The organism is Streptosporangium sp. NPDC006013 (assembly GCF_040614275.1).
Taxonomy (GTDB): Bacteria; Actinomycetota; Actinomycetes; order Streptosporangiales; family Streptosporangiaceae; genus Streptosporangium.
The window spans coordinates 1-11690 of sequence record NZ_JBEXUE010000323.1 but is presented as its reverse complement, the minus strand read 5'-3'; the positions used below and the strand labels follow the sequence as shown (position 1 = coordinate 11690).

The window sequence follows — 11690 nt, the reverse complement described above, 5'->3', positions numbered from 1 at the left end:
CGCTGGCCGCCGAGATCCTGCCCGGCTCCCGGTACCGCCGCCACCTGCTGTTGCGCTACAGCATCACCTGGCGCAAACCGCAGGACTGAGCGGGCGCCGAGGGCGCGCTCCTGGCGGGGGTGGGTGAGGTGGTCGTCAAGCACGGGGCGGCGGGGGCCGAGGTCTGGACGGCCGACGACCATGTCGTACTGTCCGCTCGCCGGGTCCCGGTGGCGAGCACGATCGGGGCGGGGGACGCCTTCGTGGCCGGTTACCTCTCCGGGCTGCTGGACGGCCTGCCGCCGGCGGGCCGCCTGGACCGCGGCGTCACCCTGGGGGCGTTCGCGGTGGCGACCCACGGCGACTGGCACGGCCTGCCGACCCGCGAGGAACTCGGCCTGCTCTCCCTCTCGGCGGGCGAAACCATCCGCTGAACCGACCGGCGGACCTTAACCTGCTTTTAGGGTTGGCGCAGCGTGGCGCTAATGGGGTACCCGGCAAGCTCGGGGACATGCGAAACACTACGAAACTCACCATCGCCGCCACCGGACTCCTCGCCGTCATCGCCGGAGGTGGCGCGGTCGCCTCCGCCGGAACCACGACGCCCACCCCGGCCCCCAGCGGCACGGCGACGACTCCCGCGCCGGTGAATCCGACGCCCGGCGTCGAGAGCACCCCCGCGCCCGGCGAGGCGGAGGCCAAGATCTCGCGGGACGAGGCCGTCAGGATCGCTCAGGAGAAGGTGCCCGGCGCCAAGCTCGTCAAGGTCGAGTTCGACGGCGACGAGACTCCCGCCAACTGGGAGGTCGAGCTCCGCGAGGGCGATGTCGAGCACGACTTCGACGTCGACGCCGCCACCGGCGCGATCCTGGAGCAGGACCGGGAGGCCGTGGACGACGCCGACGACAACGCCGACGACAACGCCGGCGACCGCGCCTCCGACGACAACGTCACCAACGGCAGGGACGACCACGGCGACCGGGATCACCACGACGACCGGGACGACCACCACGACCGGGACGATGACTGACCACCTGACCGGCGTGAGGAGCCCGTGGCGCCCCTGTGCCACGGGTTCCCCCGCCGAACCGGCTGCTCCTCCCCGGACCGCGGGGCGCGGTCCCCGGCACCCCGCACGACCTCCTCGGCGGCACCTTCCCGGACGTACCCCCAGCCCGTGAGGACGGCCGCGGAGGACGCGGCCGTCAGCGCCGCCGCACCCGGTAGGCCAGCGCCACGAGGGCGGTGACCCCCAGGAGCCCCGCGACCAGGTACGAGGGCCGCCACCAGGAGCCGCGCTCCACGACCGCCACGGTGGTCATACCGCCGGGTGCATCCCCCGCGGGCGCTGCCGCCGGGGTGGCGACGGGCGTGCGGGGAGTGCTGGAGGCGACATCGCCCAGGGGGGCGGCCGGCGGCCGGATCGCCCCCCAGTGCTCCTGCGGCGGCTGGGCGGCGATCGACTGCCTGAACTCACTGGGAACCGGGGCGATCTTCAGCCCTCCCGGCACGGTGAGGGTGCCGATCCGGTAGGGCGCGAACCAGCCCTGGACGGCCTCCACCTCCCATGTTCCCTCGGGCAGCGAGATCGCGGCGGCGTAGTGGGCGGGCTCCTTCAACTCCACTCCGACAAACTTGAGGCTTTTCTTCCCGTCGGTGAACTTCAGTGCGACCTCGCCCAGGTCGTCGCCCAGGTACGGGTGGGTGCCGTGCTGGAGCAGCCAGAAGCCGAGCGTGTACGTCGTGTCCGGGGCCGTCTTCGCGGGAACCGGGTCCATCACGGTGATCGCCCAGCCTCCGGCCCGCGCCGGTGCGGCCAGGGCCAGCAGGGGGACAATGAACGCCAGGAGGATAAGGATTCGTCTCATGCGGGAGGTACACCGGCCGGGCCGGTCAGGTTCCCGTCACCGGGCGGGTGCGAGGCCGGATCGGCGGGCACGGCGAGACGGCCACGGCCGGGAGTCGAGGCCGAAAGCAGGGGTATGGACAGCAGATGAGCCTTCAGGAAGAACTGCGGCAGGTCGAAGAGGATCTGGAGAGACTGCGTAACGAGGTCGCCGAGATACGCAGGCAGGTCGGAGAGCTCGGCCCCACCGACTCCGTCGAACGATCAATGATGATCAACCAGGCCGACGAGCAGGAGATCCTCGTCAGCGAGCTCGACGCCAGGCGCGAAGACCTCCTCAAGCGCCTCGGCAAGGAGTGAACGGGACCACCGGCACCAAGAGGCCCCTACCTGCGATTCGTCACATTCGGTTATCTATGATTTCCCAGGGTAACCATAACAGCGAACCACCATCAGGGGGATGAAATGATCAGTACGCTTCACAAAATGGGCGTGAAGTCCAACGCGATGTACATCGCCGGAATCGCCTCGGTCGGCCTGTCCTTCGCGGCGTGGCTGGCATCGAATTCGGCGGAGAAGGCAGGCATCGACCGGGCGGACCGGTGGGGGATCTTCATCGGCGAGTGGGCACCCACCTTCTTCGGGATGGGGATCGCGCTGCGCATGGAGGAGGCCCGCGACGAGATGCGGCCGACGGAGCAGGAGATGCTCCACGGCACGTACTCCGAGGGCAGAATGCCCTCGCGCGCGGGTGTCTAGGCCCTGTCTCGCAGATCTTGCCGTGGCGAGGATCGGTCAGGTGGTGCCTCGCGAGGCGGAGGAGGGAGCCGCGGCGTACCGCGGTGACCGACGGCAACGCGGCGAGGCGCCACCTGACCGTGCCGTTGGATGATCGAAGGCGGGGCGTGTCCGCCAGGACGCACCCCGCCTTCGTGCCCGGCCCGCATTCCCGCTCCGCCCGCCGGAAGACGGGTCACGGAGCTGTGACCAGGGCCGGATGTCTCGGGTCGTCGACGCGGACGACCATGTCGGCGACCCGCGCCGGCGCGACCTCCGCCTCGTAGCGCGCGTAGGCGGGCAGCGTCCAGCGCTCCTCGTCCGGGGTGCGCCGGGCGAGCGCGCCCGGCGAGAGCCTCAGGTGCACGGTCAGGTCGAACGGCAGCCCCCTGCCCAGCAGCAGCGGACCGGCCAGCAGCAGCACCCCACCTGGGGGGACGGTGACATAGGGCGCGCGGGTGGCCCGATCGATCGTGCTGTCCCACAGCGTGGGCAGCACCTTCCCCGACCGGCCGGGAGCGAGCGGCCCCAGAACCTCGCGGACCAGCCCTTTGTAGTCGAACCAGTCGGTGTAGAAGGAGTCAGGATCGGTCCTGCCGTACTCGAAACGGAGCGAGGCCGGGCGCAGGAAGTCGGCGGAGAGGACACGGAGCACCTCCCTGCCGCGGAGCCGAAGCGGATCGACCAGCTCGTCGGCGAGATCCCCGGGCCGCGCCGCCGGCGCTCCGTCGAGCGCGACGCGCACCCAGGAGTCGCGGGGCTCCGCGTCCACCCGGTCCGCGACTTCCTCCACCAGTGACGACGGGGAGATCGGCATTATGTCCACCCCACCATCCTGGCCGACACCCGACCTGTCTCCGACCGTGGATCGGCCGACCGCCACGTTCGGGTCAAGGTCGGACGTGATGCCGATCAAAAGTCGGTCTGCCCGGGTTGTCCCGCCGCTACGGGCGGTAACGATCCATATGGGATCGACGGCTCGGCCGTGACTGAGCGTCGGCCTCCCGGTCGCGTCACGTCCCTGTCGGCGCGACCCGGTAGTTGGCGTGATCTTCACGTCTTTCCGCAACCGAGATCACGGCACGTTACGCACGGAGACAGTGATGTCAGGAGGATTTCAGTGATCAAGCGCGGTAAGCCGACCAAGAACGGCCAGGTCAAGCTGACTTTCACCATAGCGGAGGGCCCGGCCAGGGGAGGGGTTTCACTGGTCGGCGACTTCAACGGCTGGGATCCCTACGCCCACCCCATGCAACGCAAGGAGAACGGCACCTACCAGGTGAGCCTGACCGTCCCCGCACGGCAGCCCATCCGTTTCCGCTATCTCGCGGACGGCGGCGTGTGGTTCGACGACGCCGACGCCGATCACCACGACGAGCACGGCGGCCGGATCAACCCGGTGGACGTCCAGGAAGCGCCGGAGGGAATCACCTCGGCGCCCAGCGTCGGCAAGCCGATGCGGCAGACGCTCACGGCGGGGCGGCCGGTCACGAACCCGGTACCCGCCTCATAAGGTCTGGCAACCACGCATGGAACGGAGTCCCGTTCGCGGGACATGCCGTTGCGCCGTCTCCGCGATCATCGGGGCGACCTGCCCCTTCCCGTCCCCGCGAGGGCGTGAAAAGGCAGGCTGCCCCGCCCGCGGGCGGTGACCGGGTTCTCACGGATGACCACCGAGCACGCCGAGGGTGTCGCGGGCGAGTTGAAGCTCCTCTCTCGGACGGATCCCCAGCACGGGCACGGGTACGCCGGGTGCGCTGACCATCCCGTCGACGTCGAGGTCGGTGCGGACGGGCGGCTCGACCCCGAGCAGCGCGAGCCCGCGGCAGACGGCCTCGCGGACCTCCGGCTGATCCCAGCCGATCTCCCCGGTGAAGACGAGCGCGTCCAGCCGGTCCAGGCTCGTCGCGGCCGCGGCGATCTCCCGGCCCACCCGGTACGCGAACACCTCCAGGGCCAAGGCCGCGGCGGGGGCGCCGGAGGCGACCAGTTCCCGGGTGTCGCCCGACTCCCCGTCCGAGAGTCCGAGCAGCCCCGACCGGTGTTCCAGGCCGTCGCGCAGTTCGTCGAGCGTGAGCCGGGAACCGGACAGCAGCCAGAGCAGCATGCCGGGGTCGACGCTCCCCGAACGCGTGCTCATCGGCACCCCCTCCAGCGGGGTGAACCCCATCGAGGTGTCCACGCTGCGGCCCTCGCGGACCGCGCACACCGAGGAGCCCCCGCCGAGGTGGGTCAGGACGACCTGGAGTGCGCGAACGGGCCGGTCGAGCAGTTCCGCGGCCCGCCCCAGCGCCCAGGCGTAGGACAGACCGTGGAAGCCGTAGCGGCGCAGGCCGTACCGGCTCCTCCACTGCGCGGGCAGCGCGTAGGTGGCGGCGCGATCCGGAAGCGCGGCGTGGAAGGCGGTGTCGGGGCAGAGCACGTGCGGGAGGCCGGGCAGCCGGCACCGGGCGGCCTCGACGAGTGCGAGCGCGGGCGGCACGTGCAGCGGGGCAAGGTCCGCGTACTCTCTTACCGCGTCCAGCACGTCGTCATCGACGACCGTCGGCTTCCGTACGGCCTCACCACCGTGTACCAGCCGGTGGCCGACCGCGGCGAGGTCGCCGTCCGGGACGTCGGTGAGGAAGTCCCCGATCGCCCGCTCCGCCGACCCAGGGTCGGGACTCCGCTCGCTGTGCTCGGTGCGCAGGACCTCTCCGTCGCGGACGAGGTGAAGCTGGAGGCTCGATGATCCCGCGTTGACCGTGAGCACCGCCAGGCCTGGGGTTCCCATTTTCCGGGCCTGCCCGGAGGCGGAACGGGCAAACGGCGTCTCCCCGAGCGGGTCCGCTTCGCGTCGGGCGCCGTCCTGACATCCGGCGGTTCACGGTCACCCGTTGAACTGTCACGAACCACGGGCGTACGGTGGTGCTGATGGCACCAGTCCTTGCACGGCTCCCGACAGGGCGCTGTCTCCAACTGCCGTAGACAGCGGGGCGATATGACTCGGCTTTCCGTCACCGTGGACGCGCGTCCGCAGTTCTCCGTAGTGACCCTGATCGGCGATCTGGACAAATCATCGGCTCCCCTGCTGGAGGAGAGGCTCGCGGAGTTCATGAGGCGGGGCCATGTCTGCCTGGTCGTCGACACGACGGAGCTGGAATTCTGCGATTCCACGGGCATCTGGGTGCTGCTGACGAGCCTGCGGCGCGCCTACGAGCGGAAGGGCTGGCTGCGCCTCGTCGGCGTGCACGGATTCCTCGGCCGCCTGCTCGATCTGACCAAACTGCGAGACGCGTTTCCCATCGCCTCCACGGTCGAGGAGTCGGTGCGCGAACTCTCCGGTGAGAGCGTCATCGCCTCACGTTGATTCCCGGCGGTCCTCCGGCGATCGGCCCCGCGGCGGGATCGTGAGCCGGGCCGTGGACACGGACATGGCTGCCGGACCCGCCCACTCCCCGAGGAGAGCGGGCGGGCGGATCAGCCGCGGGAGACCAGGCGGACGAACTCCTCGAACGAGAAGCGGCCGTCGCCGTCGGAGTCGCCGTCCCGGTTCAGCGACCCGATGGCCTCCGCGGGCAGGTCGGGGAAGTGCCTGCCGAACTCCGCCTCCGTGATGAATCCGTCACCGTCGGCGTCGATGGCCGCGAACGCCTGCCTGAGTTCCGCCAACCGCTCCCCCGTGGACTCTGTCGACATGGTGACCCGCCTCTCTCAACGACCCGCACTTCGATCAGCAGCCAACTTACGGGAGGAGCCACCCGCACAGCTACACCGCGATATATGTCATGTTTTATTACTAAAAATCCGCTTTGCTGGCGCGGCCCCTCCGTACCCCGCGCCTACCGGCCCCGAGAGCCCGACGCGACCCGCGACTACACCTCTGACCTGCGGTGACAGCTAGTCTCCGGGTAACGCCCGCCTTTGATCGTCAGTAGACTGCGAGCATGATTCGCCCCGCAACACCGGATGACATTCCGACGATCATCGACATGATCCACGGCCTCGCGGAGTACGAGAAGGCGCCGGATCAGGTCAAGAACACCCCGGACCTGCTCCGTGAGGCGCTCTTCCGCCCCTCCCCCAGCGTGTTCTGCCACATGGCCACCGACGGGAACAGCGCCACGGGGTTCGCGATCTGGTTCGTCTCCTACTCGACCTGGACCGGCACGCACGGGGTCTACCTCGAAGATCTCTTCGTCCGCCCCGAGCACCGGCGTGGCGGGTACGGCAGGGAACTGCTCACCGAACTGGCCCGCATCTGCGTGGAGCGCGGCTACGACCGGTTCGAGTGGTCGGTGCTCGACTGGAACGCCCCCGCCATCGACTTCTACCGGTCGCTCGGCGCGGAACCACAAGACGAGTGGGACAGGTACCGGCTCGCGGGTCCCGCGCTCGAGAAGCTCGCCGCGACGGAGAGAAAGCAGTAGTCACACCGGGTCCGTCCTCGCCGCCAAGACCGGCCGGAACATCGTTCCGGCCGGTCTTGGCGTTTTCCGTATGGCATTCCCCGCACCATCCGGAAGCCCTCGCGCGAAAACCTCACCGGAACACGCTCAGGCTGTGAACCTTTCATCTCACAAAACCGCCCTCCACCCCTCCGACCTGCTGCGACAGCCTGTCATCGGACCTCGGGAAAGGCACTCCATTTACACCCCTGGATCGACGACCTAGAGTCCGTCTCGCGTGGGCGCCTCACCGCCATTGATCAACTACTCGTCATCCCTCGAAAGGGAGGGTAATTCTGTGAGTAAATGGCGAAGTATGGCTGTCGCCAGTGTGGCCACATTAATGACCGCACTGCTCGCCGTCGTCCTCATTCCCCAGTCGGCCTCGGCGCACGGCGCCATGATGACGCCTGGCAGCCGGACCTTTTTCTGCTGGCAGGACGGCCTCTCCCCGCAGGGGAACATCGTGCCCATCAACCCGGCCTGCTCGGCGGCGGTGGCCCAGAGCGGAGCCAACTCGCTCTACAACTGGTTCAGCGTGCTGCGGTCCGACGGTGCCGGGCGGACCCAGGGGTTCATCCCGGACGGTCAGGCGTGCAGCGGCGGCAACCCCGGCTACAGCGGGTACGACCTGCCGAGCGCCGACTGGCCGGTGACGCACCTGACCTCGGGCGCGTCGATCCAGTTCAAGTACAACAAGTGGGCCGCCCACCCCGGCTGGTTCTACCTCTACATCACCAAGGACGGCTGGAACCCCAACCGGGCACTGACCTGGGGTGACCTGGAGAGCACGCCCTTCCACACGGCCGACCACCCGCAGAGCGTCGGCTCACCGGGTACCAACGACGCCCACTACTACTGGAACGCCACGCTGCCCTCGAACAAGACGGGCCGCCACATCATCTACTCGGTGTGGAAGCGCTCCGACTCGGCCGAGACGTTCTACAACTGCTCCGACGTGGTCTTCGACGGTGGCAACGGCGAGGTGACCGGCGTGGGTCGGCCGGGCACCAACCCGACCCCCAACCCGACGCCGACCGTGACGCCGACCGTGACGCCGACGCCCGGCCCCGGCGGGTCGTGCACCGCCTCCTACAAGACCGTCAACTCCTGGTCGGGCGGCTTCCAGGCCGAGGTGACCGTGAACAACCCGGGTTCCGCCGCCATCAACGGCTGGACCGCGAAGTGGACGCTCGGCAGCGACAGTGCCATAAACAGCCTGTGGAACGGCACGTACACCACATCGGGATCCGCGGTCACGGCCAAGAACGCCGACTGGAACCGGACGATAGCGGCCGGAGGCTCGACCACCTTCGGGTTCACCGCCTCGGGCACCAGTGGCTCCCCGACCGTCACCTGTACCAGCCCATAACGGGATGTGGTCCCGCCGGCGCCTGACGGGCGCCGGCGGGACCACGCGCGTTTCCCCGTCTCACCCCGCCATGTCCGTACCGGGCCCGTGTCCTCGTGGAAGGGATTCCCGTGCCGCCCACCACGAAGATCGCGCAACTGCTGGGTCTCGTCTCGCTCGGCGCGGCGGTGGCCCTGATCGCGGTGGCCTGCGCAGGCCGGACTCCGGAGGGCGGGCACACCGCGGCGCACCTCCCCTCCCCGATCCCCCCTCAGGCCACCTCCGCGCCACCGCCTTCCCCTGCCGTCCGGCGAGACACCCCGACCGCGCTCCCGGTCGCGGCGAAGTGCCGGGCGACGGTCACCCTGGTGGAGTCGTGGCCCGGCGGCTACCGGGGCGCCGCGACGATCACCAACGACGGCGAGCAGCCGCTGGGCGGCTGGTACATCCAGTGGATGCTGCCGCAGGGGGCGACCCTCACCCAGGCGTGGAACGGCACCCACATGCAGAGCGGTCCCGTCGCGATGATCCACGCCTTGGGCGACAAGCCGCCGCTGCGGCCGGGAGCGACCGCCACCGACATCGGCTTCGTGGGAGCCGCCGCCACCCCCCCGACCTTCACCGAGGTCACCTGCGGTTAGCGGCACCCCGGGGCGGGCGCCCGCTCCCGGTCGGCTGAGACCGAACGCGTCCGCGAGCGTCCCCACCTGGTCCTCGAACCGGTGCGCCACGCCCCTCGCACTGGTCGGCGGCGTGCGGATCACCGGCGGCGGGCTCCACCGCAGAAGCACCGGCACCGCGGCGTGCCGGGGGTCCCTCCCCCTCGCCGCCGCAGAGGGGGGTGACCTCACCCTGGAGTTCCGCGCACGGCTGGACACCGACATGGTGCGCGGTTCTTTTCCGGCTCTCGCGTGATTCCCGCCTCCGGCTCTCCGACCCGCCGGGGAGGTGAGGCGGTAGCTTGGGACCGCCATCAAGAAGGAAGAGAGATCGTGACCACGTCTATTCATCAGCGGATCGCCGAAGAGCTGGGTGTGCGCGAGCGACAGGTGCGGGCGGCGGTGGACCTGCTCGACGGCGGCGCCACCGTGCCGTTCATCGCCCGCTACCGCAAGGAAGCCACCGAGATGCTCGACGACACGCAGCTGCGCACTCTGGAGGAGAGGCTGCGCTATCTGCGGGAGCTGGAGGAGCGGCGCACCGCGATCCTGGAATCGATCGAAGGCCAGGGCAAGCTCGACGACGCCCTGCGGGCACAGATCATGGCGGCCGATTCCAAGGCCCGCCTGGAGGACATCTACCTTCCCTACAAGCCCAAGCGGCGGACCAAGGCGCAGATCGCCAGGGAGGCGGGGCTCGAACCGCTCGCCGACGGCCTGCTGGCGGACCCGTCGGTCGACCCGCGGGCCGCGGCGGAGGCGTTCGTCGGCGAGGGGGTGGCCGATGCCGCCGCCGCGCTTGACGGTGCCCGCGCGATCCTGGTCGAGCGGTTCGGTGAGGACGCCGACCTGGTCGGCGAGCTGCGCGAGCGGATGTGGACGAAGGGGCGCCTGGTCGCGGCGGTCCGCGAGGGCAAGGAGGCGGAGGGCGCCAAGTTCTCCGACTATTTCGACTTCGCCGAGCCGTTCACCAAGCTGCCCTCGCACCGGATCCTGGCGATGTTCCGGGGGGAGAAGGAGGAGGTCCTCACCCTCACCCTGGAGCCGGAACCGGAGCCCACCGGCACCTACGAGGGCCGCGTCGCGCACCGCTTCGGCATCGCCGACCAGGGGAGGCCCGCCGACGCGTGGCTGGCCGACACGGTCCGCTGGGCCTGGCGCACCCGCATCCTCGTCCACCTCGGCATCGACCTGCGGACGCGCATGTGGCAGGCCGCCGAGGAGGAGGCGGTCCGCGTGTTCGCCGCGAACCTGCGCGACCTGCTGCTCGCCGCGCCCGCGGGGAGCCGCGCGACCATGGGGCTGGACCCGGGGCTGCGCACCGGCGTGAAGGTCGCGGTGGTCGACGCGACCGGCAAGGTGCTGGCCACCGACACGATCTACCCCCACGAACCGCGCCGCCAGTGGGACCAGTCGCTGGCCACCCTCGCCGCGCTGGCGAAGAAGTACGACGTGGAACTCGTCTCCATCGGCAACGGCACCGCCTCGCGCGAGACCGACAAGCTCGCGGGCGAGCTGGTGAAGCTGGTCCCCGGGCTGACCAAGGTCGTGGTGTCGGAGGCCGGGGCCTCGGTCTACTCCGCCTCGGCGTTCGCCTCGCAGGAGCTGCCCGGCATGGACGTGTCGCTGCGCGGCGCCGTGTCGATCGCCCGGCGGCTCCAGGACCCGCTGGCCGAACTGGTCAAGATCGACCCCAAGTCGATCGGCGTCGGCCAGTACCAGCACGACCTCGCCGAGACCAAGCTCTCCCGCTCCCTCGACGCCGTGGTGGAGGACTGCGTGAACGCGGTCGGCGTCGACGTCAACACCGCCTCGGCACCGCTGCTCACCCGGGTGTCGGGCATCGGCTCCGGGCTCGCCGAGAACATCGTCCAGCACCGCGACGCCAACGGCCCGTTCCGTTCCCGCAAGGCGCTGAAGGACGTGGCCAGGCTCGGCCCGAAGGCCTTCGAGCAGTGCGCGGGCTTCCTGCGCATCCGCGGCGGCGACGACCCGCTCGACACCTCCAGCGTGCACCCGGAGTCCTACCCGGTGGTGCGGCGCATCCTGCAGAGCACCGGCGGTGACATCACCACCCTGATCGGCAACGGTACGGTGCTGCGGGCCCTGCGCCCGGCGGAGTTCGTGGACGACACCTTCGGGCTGCCGACCGTCACCGACATCCTCTCCGAGTTGGAGAAGCCGGGCCGTGACCCGCGCCCGGCCTTCAAGACGGCGACCTTCAAGGAGGGCGTGGAGAAGCTCTCCGACCTCACCCCCGGCATGCTGCTGGAGGGCGTGGTCACCAACGTGGCGGCCTTCGGCGCCTTCGTCGACGTCGGCGTGCACCAGGACGGCCTGGTGCACGTGTCGGCGCTGTCGCACAACTTCGTCAAGGACCCGCGCGAGGTGGTCAAGCCCGGTGACATCGTCAGGGTGAAGGTGCTCGACGTCGACATCCCCCGCAAGCGCATCTCGCTCACCCTGCGCCTGGACGACGACGTCAAGCCGTCCGGCCCGCGAGGACCGCGCGACCAGCGCGACCAGCAGGGCGGTGGCGGTCAGCGCCAGGGCGACGGCGGCAGGCGCACTCGTGCTGATCACGCATGACATGGGCGTCGTCGCCGATGTCGCGGACCGGGTCGTGGTCATGTACGCGGGACGGGTGATGG

General features: G+C 70.1%; 15 protein-coding genes. 11 read left to right on the top strand and 4 right to left on the bottom strand.

Annotated features, from left to right (window positions below; all coding sequences use genetic code 11):
* Nucleotides 1-119 precede the first annotated feature (119 nt).
* Both ABZ260_RS35440 and ABZ260_RS35435 read left to right on the top strand, forming a co-directional pair.
* On the top strand, nucleotides 120-413 hold the full coding sequence (locus ABZ260_RS35440; RefSeq protein ID WP_355626375.1) for a PfkB family carbohydrate kinase: 294 nt from the start codon (nucleotides 120-122) through the stop codon (nucleotides 411-413).
* 77 nt (nucleotides 414-490) lie between these two features.
* A complete protein-coding gene (locus ABZ260_RS35435; RefSeq protein WP_355626372.1) occupies nucleotides 491-1009 on the top strand; it encodes a PepSY domain-containing protein in 519 nt (172 codons plus the stop codon).
* A 175-nt stretch (nucleotides 1010-1184) separates the two neighbouring features.
* On the opposite strand, the gene ABZ260_RS35430 is transcribed toward ABZ260_RS35435, so the two are convergent.
* A complete protein-coding gene (locus tag ABZ260_RS35430; protein ID WP_355626370.1) occupies nucleotides 1185-1847 on the bottom strand; it encodes a hypothetical protein in 663 nt (220 codons plus the stop codon).
* Nucleotides 1848-1972: 125 nt separating this feature from the next.
* Here ABZ260_RS35430 and ABZ260_RS35425 point away from each other — a divergent pair, with 125 nt between their 5' ends.
* Together ABZ260_RS35425 and ABZ260_RS35420 are read left to right on the top strand one after the other, a co-directional pair.
* Nucleotides 1973-2185 (top strand): hypothetical protein, encoded by a 213-nt coding sequence (locus tag ABZ260_RS35425; RefSeq protein ID WP_350921289.1) that lies wholly within the window; start codon nucleotides 1973-1975, stop codon nucleotides 2183-2185.
* A gap of 126 nt (nucleotides 2186-2311) precedes the next feature.
* The gene (locus ABZ260_RS35420) at nucleotides 2312-2584 is read left to right on the top strand and encodes a hypothetical protein (protein WP_355563894.1); all 273 of its coding nucleotides are present in this window, start codon (nucleotides 2312-2314) and stop codon (nucleotides 2582-2584) included.
* Between the two features lie 214 nt (nucleotides 2585-2798).
* On the opposite strand, the gene ABZ260_RS35415 is transcribed toward ABZ260_RS35420, so the two are convergent.
* Complete coding sequence (locus ABZ260_RS35415; protein ID WP_350921618.1) at nucleotides 2799-3419, bottom strand: uridine kinase; 621 nt, start codon at nucleotides 3417-3419, stop codon at nucleotides 2799-2801.
* Nucleotides 3420-3722: 303 nt separating this feature from the next.
* Between ABZ260_RS35415 and ABZ260_RS35410 the strand changes: the two genes are divergently transcribed.
* Nucleotides 3723-4115, top strand: coding sequence for a hypothetical protein (locus tag ABZ260_RS35410; RefSeq protein WP_355626368.1), 393 nt, complete (start codon nucleotides 3723-3725; stop codon nucleotides 4113-4115).
* 147 nt (nucleotides 4116-4262) lie between these two features.
* Here ABZ260_RS35410 and ABZ260_RS35405 read toward each other — a convergent pair whose 3' ends face one another.
* Nucleotides 4263-5375, bottom strand: a complete 1113-nt coding sequence (locus ABZ260_RS35405; protein WP_355626366.1) for an acetate/propionate family kinase — start codon at nucleotides 5373-5375, stop codon at nucleotides 4263-4265.
* A gap of 207 nt (nucleotides 5376-5582) precedes the next feature.
* Between ABZ260_RS35405 and ABZ260_RS35400 the strand changes: the two genes are divergently transcribed.
* On the top strand, nucleotides 5583-5951 hold the full coding sequence (locus ABZ260_RS35400) for an STAS domain-containing protein (protein WP_350921280.1): 369 nt from the start codon (nucleotides 5583-5585) through the stop codon (nucleotides 5949-5951).
* A gap of 110 nt (nucleotides 5952-6061) precedes the next feature.
* On the opposite strand, the gene ABZ260_RS35395 is transcribed toward ABZ260_RS35400, so the two are convergent.
* Entirely contained in the window at nucleotides 6062-6280 is a 219-nt protein-coding gene (locus ABZ260_RS35395; RefSeq protein WP_355626364.1) for an EF-hand domain-containing protein, read from the bottom strand.
* Nucleotides 6281-6528: 248 nt separating this feature from the next.
* Here ABZ260_RS35395 and ABZ260_RS35390 point away from each other — a divergent pair, with 248 nt between their 5' ends.
* From ABZ260_RS35390 to ABZ260_RS35370, 5 genes are all read left to right on the top strand, one after another.
* Complete coding sequence (locus ABZ260_RS35390) at nucleotides 6529-7011, top strand: GNAT family N-acetyltransferase (protein WP_355626362.1); 483 nt, start codon at nucleotides 6529-6531, stop codon at nucleotides 7009-7011.
* Nucleotides 7012-7372: 361 nt separating this feature from the next.
* Nucleotides 7373-8401, top strand: coding sequence for a lytic polysaccharide monooxygenase (locus tag ABZ260_RS35385; protein WP_355626361.1), 1029 nt, complete (start codon nucleotides 7373-7375; stop codon nucleotides 8399-8401).
* A 110-nt stretch (nucleotides 8402-8511) separates the two neighbouring features.
* The gene (locus ABZ260_RS35380) at nucleotides 8512-9021 is read left to right on the top strand and encodes a cellulose binding domain-containing protein (protein WP_355626359.1); all 510 of its coding nucleotides are present in this window, start codon (nucleotides 8512-8514) and stop codon (nucleotides 9019-9021) included.
* 112 nt (nucleotides 9022-9133) lie between these two features.
* Nucleotides 9134-9295 carry a hypothetical protein gene (locus tag ABZ260_RS35375; RefSeq protein ID WP_355626357.1) on the top strand — a complete coding sequence of 54 codons (162 nt, stop codon included), beginning with the start codon at nucleotides 9134-9136 and terminating at the stop codon, nucleotides 9293-9295.
* A gap of 77 nt (nucleotides 9296-9372) precedes the next feature.
* The gene (locus ABZ260_RS35370) at nucleotides 9373-11628 is read left to right on the top strand and encodes a Tex family protein (RefSeq protein ID WP_355626355.1); all 2256 of its coding nucleotides are present in this window, start codon (nucleotides 9373-9375) and stop codon (nucleotides 11626-11628) included.
* The last annotated feature ends 62 nt before the right edge of the window (nucleotides 11629-11690 follow it).

Excerpts from the sequence above, each read along its gene's own strand:
- ABZ260_RS35430 (WP_355626370.1), bottom strand. The coding sequence starts at position 1,847 with ATGAGACGAATCCTTATCCTCCTGGCGTTCATTGTCCCCCTGCTGGCC.
- ABZ260_RS35400 (WP_350921280.1), top strand. The coding sequence starts at position 5,583 with ATGACTCGGCTTTCCGTCACCGTGGACGCGCGTCCGCAGTTCTCCGTA.
- ABZ260_RS35420 (WP_355563894.1), top strand. The coding sequence starts at position 2,312 with ATGGGCGTGAAGTCCAACGCGATGTACATCGCCGGAATCGCCTCGGTC.
- ABZ260_RS35425 (WP_350921289.1), top strand. The coding sequence starts at position 1,973 with ATGAGCCTTCAGGAAGAACTGCGGCAGGTCGAAGAGGATCTGGAGAGA.
- ABZ260_RS35395 (WP_355626364.1), bottom strand. The coding sequence starts at position 6,280 with ATGTCGACAGAGTCCACGGGGGAGCGGTTGGCGGAACTCAGGCAGGCG.
- ABZ260_RS35405 (WP_355626366.1), bottom strand. The coding sequence starts at position 5,375 with ATGGGAACCCCAGGCCTGGCGGTGCTCACGGTCAACGCGGGATCATCG.
- ABZ260_RS35390 (WP_355626362.1), top strand. The coding sequence starts at position 6,529 with ATGATTCGCCCCGCAACACCGGATGACATTCCGACGATCATCGACATG.
- ABZ260_RS35435 (WP_355626372.1), top strand. The coding sequence starts at position 491 with ATGCGAAACACTACGAAACTCACCATCGCCGCCACCGGACTCCTCGCC.
- ABZ260_RS35385 (WP_355626361.1), top strand. The coding sequence starts at position 7,373 with ATGACCGCACTGCTCGCCGTCGTCCTCATTCCCCAGTCGGCCTCGGCG.
- ABZ260_RS35415 (WP_350921618.1), bottom strand. The coding sequence starts at position 3,419 with ATGCCGATCTCCCCGTCGTCACTGGTGGAGGAAGTCGCGGACCGGGTG.